General features: G+C 56.4%; 16 protein-coding genes. 10 read left to right on the top strand and 6 right to left on the bottom strand.

The window, feature by feature from the left end:
• Positions 1 to 26: 26 nt before the first annotated feature.
• Positions 27 to 1,451: a DNA recombination protein RmuC gene (locus ABD735_RS03070; protein ID WP_344803159.1), complete on the top strand. Its 1,425-nt coding sequence runs from the start codon at positions 27 to 29 to the stop codon at positions 1,449 to 1,451.
• Positions 1,448 to 2,659, top strand: coding sequence for a nucleoside triphosphate pyrophosphohydrolase (gene mazG, locus ABD735_RS03075; protein WP_344803161.1), 1,212 nt, complete (start codon positions 1,448 to 1,450; stop codon positions 2,657 to 2,659). Before ABD735_RS03070 ends, mazG begins: the two co-directional genes overlap by 4 nt.
• 61 nt (positions 2,660 to 2,720) lie before the next feature.
• On the opposite strand, the gene ABD735_RS03080 is transcribed toward mazG, so the two are convergent.
• Positions 2,721 to 3,062: a type 1 pili tip component gene (locus tag ABD735_RS03080; protein WP_344803163.1), complete on the bottom strand. Its 342-nt coding sequence runs from the start codon at positions 3,060 to 3,062 to the stop codon at positions 2,721 to 2,723.
• Between the two features lie 288 nt (positions 3,063 to 3,350).
• On the opposite strand from ABD735_RS03080, the gene ppc reads away from it, so the two are divergent.
• From ppc to ABD735_RS03120, 8 genes are all read left to right on the top strand, one after another.
• Complete coding sequence (gene ppc, locus ABD735_RS03085; RefSeq protein WP_344803165.1) at positions 3,351 to 6,095, top strand: phosphoenolpyruvate carboxylase; 2,745 nt, start codon at positions 3,351 to 3,353, stop codon at positions 6,093 to 6,095.
• Between the two features lie 111 nt (positions 6,096 to 6,206).
• On the top strand, positions 6,207 to 6,860 hold the full coding sequence (adk, locus tag ABD735_RS03090) for an adenylate kinase (RefSeq protein ID WP_344803167.1): 654 nt from the start codon (positions 6,207 to 6,209) through the stop codon (positions 6,858 to 6,860).
• Positions 6,861 to 7,586, top strand: coding sequence for a tRNA (adenosine(37)-N6)-threonylcarbamoyltransferase complex dimerization subunit type 1 TsaB (gene tsaB, locus ABD735_RS03095; RefSeq protein WP_344803169.1), 726 nt, complete (start codon positions 6,861 to 6,863; stop codon positions 7,584 to 7,586). It abuts the gene before it with no gap.
• A 67-nt stretch (positions 7,587 to 7,653) separates the two neighbouring features.
• Positions 7,654 to 8,454 carry an undecaprenyl-diphosphate phosphatase gene (locus tag ABD735_RS03100; protein ID WP_344803171.1) on the top strand — a complete coding sequence of 267 codons (801 nt, stop codon included), beginning with the start codon at positions 7,654 to 7,656 and terminating at the stop codon, positions 8,452 to 8,454.
• A gap of 12 nt (positions 8,455 to 8,466) precedes the next feature.
• On the top strand, positions 8,467 to 8,931 hold the full coding sequence (locus ABD735_RS03105; RefSeq protein WP_344803173.1) for a hypothetical protein: 465 nt from the start codon (positions 8,467 to 8,469) through the stop codon (positions 8,929 to 8,931).
• Complete coding sequence (locus ABD735_RS03110) at positions 8,888 to 9,799, top strand: class I SAM-dependent methyltransferase (RefSeq protein WP_344803175.1); 912 nt, start codon at positions 8,888 to 8,890, stop codon at positions 9,797 to 9,799. The genes ABD735_RS03105 and ABD735_RS03110 overlap by 44 nt, the downstream gene beginning before the upstream one ends.
• Positions 9,800 to 9,828: 29 nt before the next feature.
• A complete protein-coding gene (locus tag ABD735_RS03115) occupies positions 9,829 to 10,386 on the top strand; it encodes a cytochrome b (protein ID WP_344803177.1) in 558 nt (185 codons plus the stop codon).
• Between the two features lie 85 nt (positions 10,387 to 10,471).
• A complete protein-coding gene (locus tag ABD735_RS03120) occupies positions 10,472 to 11,071 on the top strand; it encodes a YceI family protein (protein WP_344803179.1) in 600 nt (199 codons plus the stop codon).
• Between the two features lie 69 nt (positions 11,072 to 11,140).
• Here ABD735_RS03120 and ABD735_RS03125 read toward each other — a convergent pair whose 3' ends face one another.
• From ABD735_RS03125 to fliK, 5 genes are all read right to left on the bottom strand, one after another.
• The gene (locus ABD735_RS03125; RefSeq protein WP_344803181.1) at positions 11,141 to 12,073 is read right to left on the bottom strand and encodes a hypothetical protein; all 933 of its coding nucleotides are present in this window, start codon (positions 12,071 to 12,073) and stop codon (positions 11,141 to 11,143) included.
• A gap of 186 nt (positions 12,074 to 12,259) precedes the next feature.
• Entirely contained in the window at positions 12,260 to 12,460 is a 201-nt protein-coding gene (locus ABD735_RS03130; protein ID WP_344803183.1) for a hypothetical protein, read from the bottom strand.
• Positions 12,461 to 12,809: 349 nt separating this feature from the next.
• A complete protein-coding gene (locus ABD735_RS03135; RefSeq protein WP_344803185.1) occupies positions 12,810 to 13,094 on the bottom strand; it encodes a DUF1244 domain-containing protein in 285 nt (94 codons plus the stop codon).
• 109 nt (positions 13,095 to 13,203) lie between these two features.
• Entirely contained in the window at positions 13,204 to 13,497 is a 294-nt protein-coding gene (locus ABD735_RS03140; protein ID WP_344803187.1) for an EscU/YscU/HrcU family type III secretion system export apparatus switch protein, read from the bottom strand.
• Between the two features lie 2 nt (positions 13,498 to 13,499).
• On the bottom strand, positions 13,500 to 15,440 hold the full coding sequence (gene fliK, locus ABD735_RS03145) for a flagellar hook-length control protein FliK (protein ID WP_344803189.1): 1,941 nt from the start codon (positions 15,438 to 15,440) through the stop codon (positions 13,500 to 13,502).
• Positions 15,441 to 15,524: the final 84 nt, after the last annotated feature.

Genomic DNA, 15,524 nt, shown 5'->3' on the forward strand with positions numbered 1-15,524 from the left:
CAGTAGACCTCCTGCAACAGCTTATCATGCAACTCACCGCGCCTCTCAACGCGATATCACCCTTTGTTCTCGCGGCTGCCGCCTCGTGCCTCGCCGGCCTGCTGGTCTATCTGCAGGGTCGAAGGCGGCGTCTTGCGCTACAGGCGGGGCATGAGTTACGCCAGGCTGAACAGGCGGAAGCCATCGCGGTGGTCAGACAGGAGCTCGCTGCCAAGGCGCAGGCCCTGGCGGATCTAGAATGGCAGCATCGAGAGCTGGAGAAAACCCAGCGTTATCAGCTCGAACAGGGCCAAAGGCGGGAGCAGCAAAGCGCGGTGCTCTGCCGTGAGCTTGAGACGAAGCTTGAGGCCGTGACCCGGCGCCGCGAGGAAGATCTTGCCGAGCGCGATCGCCGTCATGCCGAACAATTGTCCTTGCTGGAGCAGAGTCGCGAACGACTGACTCGTGATTTCGAGAACCTGGCCAACAGGATTTTTGACGAAAAGACCCAGCAATTTTCCAAGGTCAGTAGCGAGTCGATCGATGCCTTGCTCAAGCCCTTCAGGGAGCAGATTCACAGCTTCGAAAAACGTGTAAATGATGTTCATGATGCATCGATCACCAAGCATTCCGCCTTGCAGGCTGAAATTGGCAAGGTCGTCGAGCTCGGTGCGCGCATGGGCGAGGATGCCCTCAACCTGACGAACGCGCTCAAGGGCAACAAGAAGATTCAGGGCGACTGGGGTGAGCTGCAGCTCGAACTGCTTTTGCAGGATGCCGGTCTGCGTAAGGGCATCGAGTATGAGAGCCAGACTTCACTGAAGAACGAAGAGGGTCAGCATTTCAGGCCGGACTTCATCATCAATCTGCCGGAGCGAAAACATATCGTGCTCGACAGCAAGGTGTCGCTCAACAGCTATGTCGAGGCCGTCTCGGCCGAAACTGACGAGCAGCGGGATCAGGCGCTCGACCGGCTGGTCATCGCCTTTCGCAAGCATTTCAGTTCACTGTCCAACAAGAACTACACCAAGCTGAGAGGGCTGCAGAGTACCGAGCTGGTATTCATGTTCGTGCCTACGGAGCCCGCTTATCTGGCTGCAGCACAAAGGGCGCCGGCATTGTTTCGCGAAGCCTATCAGGCTGGCGTCGCTGTGGTGACGCCCAGTACGCTGATGGCCTGTCTCAGAATTGTGGCTCACCTGTGGACGATCGACAAGCAGAACCAGAATACCATGGTGCTGGCGGAGCAGGCAGCCAAGGTGCATGACAAGCTGCGAATTTTCCTCGAGCGCATGGAAAAGCTCGGGCAGCAAATCGGCACTGTGCAGAAAAGCTACGACCAGGCCTGGTCAGGCATCAAGGACGGGCAGGGCAGCCTGGTCAAGCAGGTCGACAGATTCCGTGACATGGGTGTACCAATTATCAAGTCGCTCCCACGCAATGCCACCGACGCCCCAGAGGACCACGTATGACCATCGCGCGCCGCCTTCATCTCTCGCTCGACTGCAGCGACCTGCAGCAGACGGTCATCGATTATTCGAGTCGTCTTGGTTGTCGGCCCACCCTGGTCATCAATGGTGAGTTTGCGCTGTGGCGGACTGCTGAACTCAATCTGTGCGTAAGACAGGCCGATGAACCCGGACTTAGACACCTGGGCTGGGAACTCCCGGAGCAGGCGCAAGTCAGCAATGAAGTCGACTGCAATGGCATCGAGTGGGCCTGTTTCACCCTGCAGCAGCAGGCTGAAGAAATCCGCCAGTGCTGGCCCGGAGTGGACTATCAGCCGGAGCAAGGGTATTCGCTGCAGGACCTGCGTTATCTCATGAGCCGCTTGCGGGATGCTGCCGACGGCTGTCCCTGGGATCTCAAACAGGATTTCAACACTATATTGCCGCACACTCTCGAGGAAACCTACGAACTTGCCGAAGCCATAGAGCGTGAGGACTGGCCACATGTCGCCGAAGAGCTTGGCGACTACCTTTTTCAGGCTGTGTTCTATTGCAGGCTAGGAGAAGAGCAAGGTCATTTTGCCTGGGAAGACGTGGTGGGTAGCATCACACGAAAGCTGTTACGGCGGCATCCACATGTGTTCCCCAACGGCCGGCTGGACAGTCGGCGACCAGCAGGTGCCAAGGTGGATCCGGCTGAGGTCAGTGCCAACTGGAAGCGTATCAAGGCCGAAGAGAAGACCCTGGGGCTGAGCGGCGAATCGCTGGAAAAGACTTCAACTGTTTCAGCAGGTTCGAAGCGGCTCCTGGCGGAAATCAATGCTGGTCTGCCCGCCTTGCAGAAGGCCACACGTCTGCAAAACAAGGCGGCGGAGGTTGGCTTCGACTGGACAGAGCTGGCGCCGGTATTTGAAAAGCTGCGTGAAGAAATCGATGAGCTGGGAGAAGAAATCGGGTTAGGCGAAGATGGCGAGCTACAGGCGCCTGGCGATCACGAACGAATCGTAGACGAACTGGGAGATGTGCTGTTTTGCTGCGTGAATCTTGCACGTTTCCTCAAGGTGGAGCCTGAGGCGGCCTTGCGACATGCCAATGAGAAATTCACCAGCCGATTCAACTATATCGAAGCAGCACTCTTGCAGCAGGGCGTGACCCGGGAGCGCTGGATGGACAGGGAAGTATCCCTCGACACCATGGAAGCGCTTTGGGTGGAAGCCAAGCGTTCGCAGTAGTCACTTCACCAGAGCGTCAGCTGCCTTCAGGCAGCCTGACGATCTGCAGGCATGAACCCACTCAGCCGTTGGCTGCGCGGTTCTGCTTCATGAGACTCATATATTTGCGGCTGAGCTCGAGGAAACGGGGTGTTGGGCCCACATCTTCATACATCGGGTCACCCATCTCATCACAGCCAATCACCTTGCGTCCTTCGACATAAGGCATGCTGCTTTCGAGTTCATCGATGGCGGCTGCCAGCAGTTCACTGATAATGTCACCCTGTGATCGGCGTGGGTACATTTCAGCCAGGGCTGCAATTCGGGCAGCATCTTCCATGCGGAGGCGCATCGTGTATTCTTCGTGAGTCAGATTGACCTTTGCTGTGTCTTCCCAGTGAGTGACCAGCGCATTGATATTCATATCCGGTATCCTGTCGCTTTTCGCGTATTGGTATACGTTGATGTCTTTTAATGCAGGGTATCTGCAAGGCTGCTGATCAGAGCATACGTCTGATCACACTCCGATCAGCTTGCTCAATATTCAACCGCTGATAACAGTTTAGGAAGATGGCCGGGTAAGTACCATAGGATTTATTACCTAAATCCGCCGGAGTTTTGTAGTCTTCTATTGCAATATGTTTCCGGCCTGTAGTCCGAAAGGGTGACAGGTCGGTGGCAGCCACGGACATAGCCAAAGGAGTTGCAACCTATGAGCACTACCAATGCCGAACCAGATGCAGGGCAGCAACAGCCGGCCAGAATCGAACTCAATCCCTCACTTCGGGATAACGTCAGGTTGCTGGGCGACTTGCTGGGACAGACTATAAAGCAACATCTCGGTGATGATTTCTTCAATACCATCGAAGCAATACGGCAAGCAGCAAAGACCGACAGGAAGGTGGGGTCTGACGAGCTCAAGGGCGTGCTGGCCAAGCTCTCCGACGATGAATTGGTGCCGGTAACCCGGGCGTTCAATCAGTTCCTGAACCTCGCCAATATTGCTGAGCAGTATCACTTTGTCAGACGCAAGGCGCCCGCTGACGAGCTAGTGGCCAACCGCCTCGATACAGTTGAAACAGCGCTGGATCGTCTGCTGAAGAATGGTCAGGACCCTGCGGGGATACTGGCAGCACTGCAGGACATGCACATAGATTTTGTGCTCACGGCCCACCCGACCGAAATTACCCGAAGAACACTGATTCAGAAATATGACGCCATAACGGAAACGTTGAAGGCGCTTGATCGGGACGACCTGCTGAAATCCGAGAGCGAAGGCTTACGACAGATTCTCGAAAGGCTGATCGCCGAGGTCTGGCATACCGATGAAATCCGGCAGACACGTCCAACCGCTGTCGATGAAGCGAAATGGGGCTTTTCAGTCATCGAATATTCACTCTGGGAAGCCGTGCCGGGATTCTATCGACAGTTGGATGCCGTGCTGACCGAGCGCATAGGCGAGGGGCTTCCGCCCAGTGTTTCGCCACTGCGCTTCACCTCATGGATGGGGGGCGATCGTGATGGCAATCCGAACGTGACCCACGCTGTGTCGCAGGAGGTGCTGTCGCTGAGTCGCTGGATGGCTGCTGATCTTTTCCTGCGGGACATTGAGCTTTTGCGCGCGCAGTTGTCGATGTCCACAGCGACGGAGGCGCTTCGCGAGCGAGTACCGGGCAGCAACGAACCCTATCGTGCAATGTTGACGAATCTGCGGGTCAGACTGGAAGCGACTCGCAGTTGGGCACGACAGGTGTCCACCATGGACCTGCCCACCTATCTGCGTGAGATGAAGCAGCTTCTATCGCAGGACTCAACGTCGAGGGACGTGCTGCTGTATGACGAAGAGTTGCTCGAGCCACTCAGGCTCTGCTACGACTCACTGACGGCCTGTGGCCAGAGCGTTATCGCCAAGGGGCCATTGCTGAGTACTATTTATCGGGTGAGAACCTTCGGGCTATCGCTGGTGCGTCTCGACATTCGTCAGGATTCGAGTCGTCATCGTGAGGCGCTCAGAGAAATCTGCAATGAACTCGGCTACGGTGACTACACCAGTTGGTCGGAAGCGGAGCGACAGCAGTTTCTTGTGCGGGAGCTCGACTCGAGGCGCCCGCTGTTGCCCTTCGACTGGCAGGCGAGCGAGCAGGTGAACGAAGTACTCAATACCTGTCGCGTCATTGCCGCGCAGCCAGAAGGCAGTATTGCCTGTTATGTCATTTCGATGGCCAGCCAGCCTTCAGATGTGCTCGCGGTCATACTGCTTCTGCGGGCTTGCGGCGTGACGAGAAACATTCCAATCGTACCCCTGTTCGAAACCCTGGCGGATCTTGAAGGCGCAGCTGAGAGCATCGACCGTCTGCTGAATACGGAATGGTATCGAAGCTATACCTCCGGGTATCAGCAGGTCATGATCGGCTATAGCGACTCTGCCAAGGACGGTGGCCAGATGGCTGCCGCCTGGGCGCAGTACCAGACGCAGGAGGCGCTGGTGGCCACTGCCGAGCGTCACAAGGTGCGACTGACGCTGTTTCATGGTCGTGGCGGTACTGTAGGACGAGGCGGCGGACCGGCCAACCGCGCCATACTCTCTCAGCCCCCTGGTTCTGTGGCAGGCCGTCTCCGAATCACGGAACAGGGCGAGATGATCCGCTTCAAGTTCGGTCAGCCAGCGGTGGCAGTACAGAGCTTCAATTTGTATGTCGGCGCTGTGCTGGAAGCGACGCTGGCGCCGCCACCTGATCCTGAGCCCGAGTGGCGCGACACGATGACGGCGATGGCGAAGAGCGTGACGACGTCCTACCGTGCTCTGGTGAAAGGTAATGAGGACTTTGTTGCCTATTTCAGGGCGGCAACACCTGAGCAGGAACTCGGTAAGCTTGCCCTGGGCAGTCGACCCGCCCGCCGCCAGATTCCGCCCGGTGAGACCGGCGGGGGAGTCGAGACCCTGCGGGCGATTCCTTGGATCTTTGCCTGGACCCAGATGCGATTGATGCTGCCAGCCTGGCTCGGCAGTGATATTGCGTTGCAGGAAGCCTTTTCAGGCGGCAAGAGACCAGTGCTCGAAGACATGCTGGATCGCTGGCCTTTCTTCCAGACCCATATCGATATGCTCGAAATGGTGTTGGCAAAAGTGGATATCAACATTGCGGCCTCTTACGAGGCGCGCCTGGTGGAGCCCCACCTGCACGACATTGGACAGCAGCTTCGCGAGCGAGTCATGAAACTGGTCGTGCTTGTGCGTGAGCTCAAGAATCAGGACGGACTGTTGGCAGACAACCCGGTATTCAGACTCAGCCTGAAAGTACGGGATCCGTACACTGACCCATTGCATTACCTGCAGATCGAATTGCTGGCACGGGACCGACGGCAATCGGCTGACAAGCGCAGCACGGAGACGGTGGAAAAAGCCTTGAAAGTGTCCATGGCTGGCGTGGCCGCGGGCATGAGAAACACCGGTTGATCACGGCAGCGTGTCCCGCGTCCATGTTTCGGGCCCAGTGGCCTGTAGAATTTGGACAAGCTGGCACGCTTACGTATAATGCCTCCCTACAATTTTCCAAGGAACTACGTTATGAGAGTCATTTTGCTGGGTGCGCCCGGAGCAGGCAAGGGAACGCAGGCCAAGAACATCACCCAACGTTATGATATTCCTCAGATTTCTACCGGAGACATGCTGCGTGCAGCTGTTCGGGAGGGGACTGAGCTCGGGCGTCAGGCTAAGGACATCATGGATGCCGGAGGACTGGTATCCGATGATTTGATCATTGCCATGATCAAAAGCCGAATTCAGCAGCCGGATTGTGCAAACGGATTTCTCTTCGATGGCTTTCCACGAACCATTCCTCAGGCGGAAGCGCTTCGGGATTCCGGTATCCTCATCGATTACGTTGTCGAGATTGCCGTGGATGACGAGGAAATCGTTCAGCGTCTCAGTGGCCGCAGGGTGCATGAGGCGAGTGGCCGCATCTATCATATGCAGCATAATCCACCGAAACAGGCTGGCGTGGACGATGTGACTGGCGAGCCGCTGGTGCAGCGCAGTGATGATCACGAAGAGACCGTTCGCAAGCGTCTCAAGGTCTATCACGCGCAAACGGCGCCGCTGGTCGACTTCTACAAGGCCCGCGAAGCCGATCCCGACACGCACGTGAAGTATTTCAAAGTGCATGGGGTTGGCGACGTCAACGGTATCCGTGATCAGATTTTTGCGCAGCTCGACAACTGAGTGCAGACCGACCAGCCAACCATTCTTGCATTCGAATCGTCGGCTGAGCGCTGCGAGGTAGCCCTGATACACGAGGGCCGCTTGAGTAGTCTGAGTGAGACGGCAGCGAGAGCCCACGCTCGCCGTTTGCTCCCCATGGCAGATGAACTGATCAGGGCTGCAGGGCTGGGGTCAGTCTCTGAAGTGGATGTGTTGGCTTTTGATGCTGGTCCGGGTGGATTTACGGGGCTGCGGATTGCTGCTGCCCTGGTGCAGGGACTGGCCTATGTCGGTGGTCAGCCCGTCTCTGCCGTCAGCTCGCTGATGGGTTTTGCCTGGCAGCTCACCGCCACTGAGCGGCTGTCTTCTGGCGATCGTTTTGCCTGCGTGATCGATGCGAGAATGTCGGAGGTGTACTGGCAGATATTTGAAGTGGCTGAGGCGTCGTCAGCTGGACTACCTTTCCACCCGATTTGCGATGCTCAGCTCAGTACGTCCGAGGTCTGCCTGGCGCGTTGCAGGACCGAACGGGTCAGTATTCTCTCGGGGGATTACTTTTCATCGTCATCGCAGCCCGAAGGATTCGACGTTGTTGCAGACCAGCTTCACGCCGCGAGCATCGCGCTGCTGGCCCAGCATCTCCCGGGTCAGGCTTCGTCGGATCTGCCAAAGGCAGCCATACCCACTTACCTCCGAGGCGCCTCTGCCTGGAAGAAAACCACTCACAAGGCCGGAGCTACCGATTGACGAGTGTGCGCCTTATGAAAAGGATTCTGATTTTCGTGGTCATTCATTACTGCAAGGCTGAAGCGTCATGAGTTGGTTGGAAATAATTGTTCTTGCATTGATTCAGGGGCTTACCGAGTTTCTCCCCGTTTCGAGTTCAGCCCATCTTATATTGCCTTCACAAGTGCTTGGGTGGGCAGACCAGGGCCTTGCTTTCGATGTGGCAGTACACATCGGCACATTGCTGGCCGTAGTGCTGTATTTCCGACAGGACATCATTTCGCTCACCCAGGCCTGGTGTCGACAAGTCGCTGGCAAGGGTGCGTCCGAAGAGTCCCGCCTTGCCTGGGCAGTTGTGATTGGTACCGTGCCCGCTGTAGTTTTCGGCCTGGCATTTGCCGACTTCATCGAAGAGGATCTACGCTCGGTGCTCGTCATTGCCGTGACTACCATTGTTTTTGGCGTGCTGCTGGGCTTCGCGGACAAGGCGCGAGGTACGCGGACGATTAGTCAATTGACGCTGAAGGATGCGGTGCTGGTTGGGCTGGCTCAGGCGATCGCGCTTGTTCCAGGCGTCTCCCGGTCAGGCATTACCATGACCGCTGCTCTGTTTCTCGGGCTTGACCGCATAGCGGCCGCGAGATTTTCATTTCTGCTGTCGATTCCTTTGATTCTTGCAGCCGGCAGTCATCAAATGCTCGAACTCGCCAATAGTGGCGACCATGTGGCCTGGCTACAGATCCTGGTCGGAGCTGCCGTTTCATTCATCAGCGCACTGGCCTGTATTCATCTCTTCCTTAAATTGCTGCAACAAATAGGATTTATGCCATTTGTCTGGTATCGCATGGTACTGGGTCTTGGGCTATTATATCTTGTATTCCTTTATTGATTCTCAGGATCTATGTCTGTCATCAATGGTCAGGGGCCCACAAGGCTAAGACCTGATCAGTATCCCAACAATGCAGCGCCGCGGCACAATCAGAATCCTGATGCTGCTTCCGGGCGCGACGAGCAGGCGGATGTCCTCAGGTCCGGAGCGTCGTCACGTCCGTCGGTTGTTACAGATATCGGCAATGCCAGCGTACGATCTGCACAGGCCGACCAGGCCGTCTATAGAATCGAACCCTATGCTGCCAGTCAGGCATTTCTGGAACTGAACAAGCTTCGCCAGATGCGGGACGATGGCAGCTCAGGTATCGTCACCGTCGAGCAGGGCCCTCTGCGTCGGCAGCGAGATCTGGATGAGCTGCCACTTCGCAGTCAGGCGGCACTCACCATGTACAGCGCAGTGGAGTCCAGCGATCTGGGCCGCCGTCATCCAGATGCTGAGTCGACAGCGTTACTCGGTGTTGATCTTTTCATCTAGCGTACGTCGGCTGGCAGAAGCCAGTGCCTTCGCTTCTGCTCATCAATTCGAATACCACCCTGAGCTTGTCCCGGCTGACGATGTCCGCCCGTTTGCTGCGTCTTACCATTCGCTTGCACTTGAATTTTCAGAGTCCGCCGTTCAGTTGAGGAGTCTTACGCAGCCAAAGTTGAAGCCGTTGCGCGTGGATTTCATCGCTGGCAAGGCAGGATTCCGTCAGCAGAAAGCCCAGAGCGCCGGTGGTACCGCACACGAGCAGGTATTGAAGGCCATGAGCCTGCATCGGAATTCAGGCGCAGGCCTGACAGTGGTTGACGCGACTGCCGGGCTTGGGCGTGACGCGCATATCATCGCAGGTCAGGTAGCCCGGGTGTGGCTGTTCGAACGACATCCGGTATTGGCCAGGTTGCTTCAGGATGGGCTTGATCGCGCCAGGGATGATGCTTCAGCGCCCATGCAAGCTGACACCATCGACCGGATGACGCTCTGTGACATGGATTTTACTTCATGGACACCCACAGAGGATCTCCAGGTCGATATCGTCTATCTCGATCCCATGTTCGCAGCTGACGCAGAGGCTGTTCCTGGGGGGCGGGCAAGCAGAAAAAAGGGTCCCCTGGTCAAGAAGGACATGCAGCTGCTACACGAGCTACATGCAACAGAGCTGTCAGATGCGGAACAGCGGCAGTTGAATGAACGTCGGCTGCTGGACAAGGCTTTTTCGCTAAATCCTTCGCGGGTGGTGGTCAAGCGCGCCAGGCTCGCCCCATTCCTCGCCGATGAGAAAACAGACCTGCAGCTCGAGGGAAAGGCTGGTCGCTTCGATATCTATGCTCTAAGATCACTCAAAAAGACCCCAGCTCGCTAGACGCAGCCTCGAAACGGGAGAACATGCGGATGCAGATACGCAACAGCAGACAGGGCTACGGTCTGGTTGCCGTCACGCTCCATTGGATCATCGCTTTCATCGTATTTGCAATGTTCGGTCTCGGCCTCTATATGGTCGATCTGGATTATTACCATCCCTGGTATACGGATGCGCCTGATCTCCATCGCAGTATTGGAATCGTGCTATTGGCCCTGGTCAGCGCCAGGCTGATATGGCGACTGAGCAACCCGCAGCCTGCCCCGGTGGCGGGGCATGGACAGCTGCAACGGCTGGCAGCCGCGATCGTACATTGGTTGCTCTATCTCGATCTTTTCATTGTCATGATATCCGGATACCTGATCTCGACCGCCGATGGTCGCAGCATCGACGTGTTTGGTCTGTTCGACTTGCCAGCACTCCTGCCTGCCGAAAAGGGCCGGGAAGAGCTTGCCGGGATAGTGCATTGGTACGCCGCACTCGTGCTCGTCTCGATGGCAGGCTTGCATGCCGCTGCCGCCCTCAAACATCACTTCATCGACCGGGACGAAACGCTCCGGCGTATGCTCGGGCCTTCGGCCGGGAAATGAACGAAGCGTAATGATTTGCCTGCAGTCTTTGTTTTACTGTTGAAGCTTGAATCAAGGCTCAATCCGTCATACAAAGAGGTTATTCATGCTCAGATCAGGCGCGAAAATTCGATCCGCTTTACTTAGTGCTTCCATTCTCACAGCAAGTGCCCTGGGCTCAGTGAGCGTGCAGGCAGCTGAATATCTTATCGACACCAAGGACGCTCATGCCTTCGTTCAGTTCAAGATTCAGCACCTTGGCTACAGCTGGCTGCTTGGACGCTTCAACGACTTTTCAGGTAGCTTCAATTTCGATGAGAAAAACCCTGAAAAGAGTTCGGTGAAGGTCGAAATCGACACAGGCAGTATCGACTCCAACCATGCCGAGCGTGACAAGCATCTGCGCTCTGACGATTTTCTGGATGTACAAAAATACCCCAAGGCCACTTTTGTCAGCACTTCCGTGAAGAAGACCGGAGAAGACAAGGCTGAGATTACAGGCGATCTGACCTTGCGTGGCGTTACCAAGGAAATCGTCATTGATGCGAACAGAATCGGCGGTGGAGATGATCCATGGGGTGGCTACAGGCAGGGCTTCGAAGGCACGACCACTTTGACGCTGGATGATTTTGGAGTGCCGAAGGATCTCGGGCCAGCTTCACAGACCGTCGAGATGTACCTCTCTATTGAAGGTATTCGACAGTAAGCGGGGAGTAGGGATAAAAAAGGCCGGTTGCAGGGGACCGCAGCCGGCCGTCGGAATAGCGACGAATGATCAGGTCTTGTCGCTATCGGTGTCGCCAGCCTTTGATGGCTTCGCTGACACTGGCTTACTAGCCGCAGTATTTCCGGAAGCACTACTCGCTGCGCCTGACTTCGGCGTGGACGTCGTTTTAGTTCCGGTCTTCCTGGCTGAAGAAGTTTTTCCAGCGGACGCCTTCGGTCCGCCAGCGGGTTTTTTCGCCGTGGCAGCCTTTGGAGTGACTACCTTCTTCGCCGATGCGCCAGTGGTCTTGGCGGCGCCGGCTTTGGCGCCAGGTGTCGCACTCTTTCCCGTCGCTGATTTTGCCGGGGCAGTGGCTTTTTTCGCTTTGGTCGTCGATGTGCTGGATGCAGCAGGCTTGGTCTTGGCTACTTTCGTAGAAGCTGCTTTGCCCGCGCCAGCCTTCGCTGTGCCGGCAGTGGAGCTGCTCTTCGCAGCGCGAGTTTTCTTTGGGCCGGGCTTCGATGCAGCGGACTTTGCAGTGCTGGTTTTCGCTTTGCTGGATTTGCTGGCACTCGCTCCGGCTGTCGTACGCTTCGTAGCAGCTGTCTTGGCAGAGGCCGTCGCAGTTTTTGTGCTGGCAGCTGATTTCGCAACTGACTTGGATTTCGCAGGCGCTGGCAATTTGCGTGTAGACGAAACGCTAGCCTTGCCTTTCAACAGCGGAATGCGATCACGAATCTGTTCCTGAAGATCGTTCAGTTCGTTGATGACCCGCTGATATTCATCCTGAACCTTCTTGAGTTCCTTGTCTTTGAGTTCATCAAGATCGCCGATCATCTTCATGACAGGTTCCTTGATCTGCTTCTGCAGTTCCTCGGCCTGTTTGTAGAAGTCGTTGACGACATTCTGCACTTGCTGTGTCGCTTTGCTCAGCTCTTTCGACACAATCTCGCTTATCTTGTCGATGTTCTTTTTGACAACGCCTTTTTCGTTCTTAGCCATTTTTATTGCTCCTGTACCCTTCGCCGGCTTGATTAAGAATATGCTCCTGTTTTGAGGCCCCTGACACAAAGCAGGCACAAACCAGCACACTCAAGTGCAAGTGTAGAACAAAGTTCAGCAATTTCATGGGCGGCGCGATTTTTGTGCGTGCCTAGCCGACGAGGAGGGTCGTTGTAGCCGCCTAACTTAGCGATACGAAAACGATGGCAACATTGGCTCAGCGAGACCTTTTCTCTGGTTCTCGTACTGCTCAAAGCTCATCGCGCCTTCGTTGAAGCCGAGAGCACATTCAAGCCGTCGGCTCTCCTGGCTGGGGATATCACTGCGCATTTCGAGACAGCCATACTGCATGGCCGCAGAGTAGGCCGTCTTTCGCAGCTCAGTCATGGAACAGCCCTGGCTCAGTAGAATAACTGCAGTACAAGCCACGACGCAGGTTCGATGTCGACAAGGCGATAGTGTACGCGAGGCAAATTGAACTGGCGTTGACGCTGAACGACTCATAAGCGGCTGCCGCCGAAAGCTTCTGTAGATCATCGGTAAGCACTATTATTATAGAAAGTGGATTAAGTAGTGTGTCGATCTCATTGATCGTTGGATTGAAGCATAGTAGAACTTTTTTAGAAATGAGGTAAAAGTTCTAAATTTTCTCGAAACACACTATTTTCCAGCGATTTTGCGCTTTCTGCAAATGACTAGAGGCTGCATTCGGCCCACTGCCTCACCAAAAGAAGCGTCAGGGTGTCTGGAAGCGGGCCTTCCAATCTTCATAGGGCATGCCATACACATGTTCGCGGGCAGCCGCCTTATCGAGGTCGATACCACGCTCTTCAGCCGCAGTCGCCAGCCATTTGCTGAGGCAGTTTCGGCAGAAGCCAGCCAGGTTCATGACATCAATGTTCTGCACATCCGTTCTGGACTGGAAGTGCGATACCAGTGTGTCGAAGGCAGCGGCCTTCAGCATTTGCTGTGTCTGTTCATCGAGTTGTTCGAATGCGTCTGAACTGTTTTCGCTTTGCATGATCATGCTCCGGTAGAAGCGCGCAATGTCAATCGCGCGCCGTAAGTTCTCTGGGATAATGCTGCGCGAGTGTACTACACGGCTCTGATGGCTTTGTAGTGTCTATGCTTCAGGAGACCTCGGCTGAACCTGTCTCCGAACTGTTATCCGGGGCCTTGCCCTGGATGACGTAGGCGAAGGCAATGATTTCAGCAATGACACGATAGAGCAGTTCAGGAATTTCGTCTCCGAGTTCGAGCGAGGAGAGGGATTGCGCAAGGGCCGCATTTTCATAGAGCGGTACCCCATGCTCGAGGGCTATTCGAACAATTTCCTCAGCAATGTCGCCTTCGCCCTTGGCACTCAGCTTGGGGGCGGCTTTTCCATCGTAGAACAGGGCGATGGCAGACCGTGGTGTGCTCATATTCAGATCCTTTCGTTCAGGATCTGCTTGCGCACACCCTGTCTGGCGGGAGGCGCCTCGCCAACCTGCAGGCTCAGCTCTCCAACAGTCAGACCCCAGCGGGTCAGCTCCTGCCGAAGGTGCGGCAGGTGGCTGGCCACGATTTGGGCTTCGTGTTCGCTACTGGTCCAGAAGGCTGCCGAGACAGTGCCTTCGGTATACCGAACATGGCTCTTCAGCGCGGTGATCCTTTCATTTTTATCGAAGTTGAAGTCCAGAACAATCCGATACCCATAGCGTTGTTCCTGAGTGTCGCCAGTGTGTTGTCCCTGTGTGGGATAGCGTTCCATGAGCACCGTGACCATCTCCGCCTGGTGATGCAGGAAGGGGAGGTCGAGTACGAGCGTCTGGCTGCCGGGTAACTCGGCATCTGCCTGATGACTCGCCTGGATCGACGTCAACTGGTTGGTCTGAACGCGTGACAGCAGTCTGGCGAGGTGCTTGAGTATTTCACCGGTATCCCTGTCGCTGTCTTCCTTGCTGGAGTTGAGTGCCGCTCGAGACAACATCGAGACGGCAGCTTGTTCCTGGGCGTCTGGCGTAAGGCCGGAGAGTCGTGCCGGTGTATCCAGGGTCTTGAGTATTTCGGCTCGCAGCAGTCTGACCAGCTGCGCGGCCGTCTGCGGTTGCGCCATGCCACTAGCCGCGCTCAACTGGCCATCTCGTGTTTCGCTCCCGGGTTGGCCGCCTGTCTGGAGTTTCAGCACGAGGCCAAGCGCTTCGATCACGGCGCTCTTGAGATCACTTGGTGGCAGGCTCGACATCGGCGCAGGGGTAGCAGGCGCAGTGTTTGGAGTCGTTTCCAGCGGTCGAGAGACATCACCCTGACGGCCGGTGTGCAGTGGCGGGCCACTCTGCAGCCGGGCGTCGAGAGCATTGCCTGCCGATTTGCCCGGATCGCCGTTGACACTGGACAACGCATTCTTCAGGGCCATGGCGAAGTGACGCAAGGTAGAGGCGCCGCTCGGCGCCTCATTTCTGGATGGGCTGTCGCCCTGTGTCGATGTGGTCGCAGCAGCCAATGCTGTAGCAAGCCGATTTTCCATGAACTGGCCAGAGCCCTGCATGTGCTGTTGAAGAAAGCCCTGCGAACGAACTTGTGAAACGGGCGGCGGGGTCAGGGCGGCCAGGGCCTTGTCGAGTTTGACGTTGAGCGCTGCCGGGTCGGAGCCTGGCTGTGCATCAGCAGGTACGGAGGCGCTTGCGCTCGCTGACGCTGTTCGGGGGGCGGCGCTCAGGGCGATATCGAGCAGGGCCCGTAAACTGGCACGGGTGTCGGCCTGCAGCGGCATCCACTTGGCCAGCGACTGTTGCTGGCTTTGCAGGGTCACGTCATGGTGTGTCTGCGCAGAGGCGGGTAGTGCTGTGGCCGACAGCAGCTCCAGCCGACCTCCGCTGACGCGGAGCTGTAGAAAGGGTTGGGCGTTCACCGCCTTTTGCAGGCGCTGCAAAGTGGATGCCTCACCAGACGATGTGGCGGCTGGGATCGATCTGGATCCACTACTGCCGCCAAGTGCCGCAGACAACTCTCCGGCGCGGATCGTAGTTGTCAGCGTGGCACCCTCTCGGGGTGCGGCACCTGGCATGGGTTGATTGGTCAGCTGCAGGCGAAGGGCAAGCAACGCGGCCTGCTGGCTACGCTGCTGCAGCGTCTGTTGAAGTTGTTGGTCAGCGAGCGTAAGCGATACGATTCTGGCGTCGATACGCGTGCCTTCCGGCAATTTGCGCACATCATTAACTGTGTTGTCTGGCGAGGGCTGTCTGACATCGCGAGCCTTGCCCGCATCGCCGCTTGGCTTCGCGGCCTCTGATGCGCGCCCGCTGTCGCCGGTAGATCCTGCGCTGCGTCGTGAACCGGAGTAAGCGCCGCCGGGTGTGCTGCCAATATTATTGTCTATGCTCATGGTCAGACAGTCTTGGACTGCTCTCGTTCGCGCCAGCCTTCACAAAATGGACGCTGCAAATGATGTAGGTGTTCATGCTAGAGT

The organism is Allohahella marinimesophila (assembly GCF_039538005.1).
Lineage (GTDB): Bacteria > Pseudomonadota > Gammaproteobacteria > Pseudomonadales > Oleiphilaceae > Allohahella > Allohahella marinimesophila.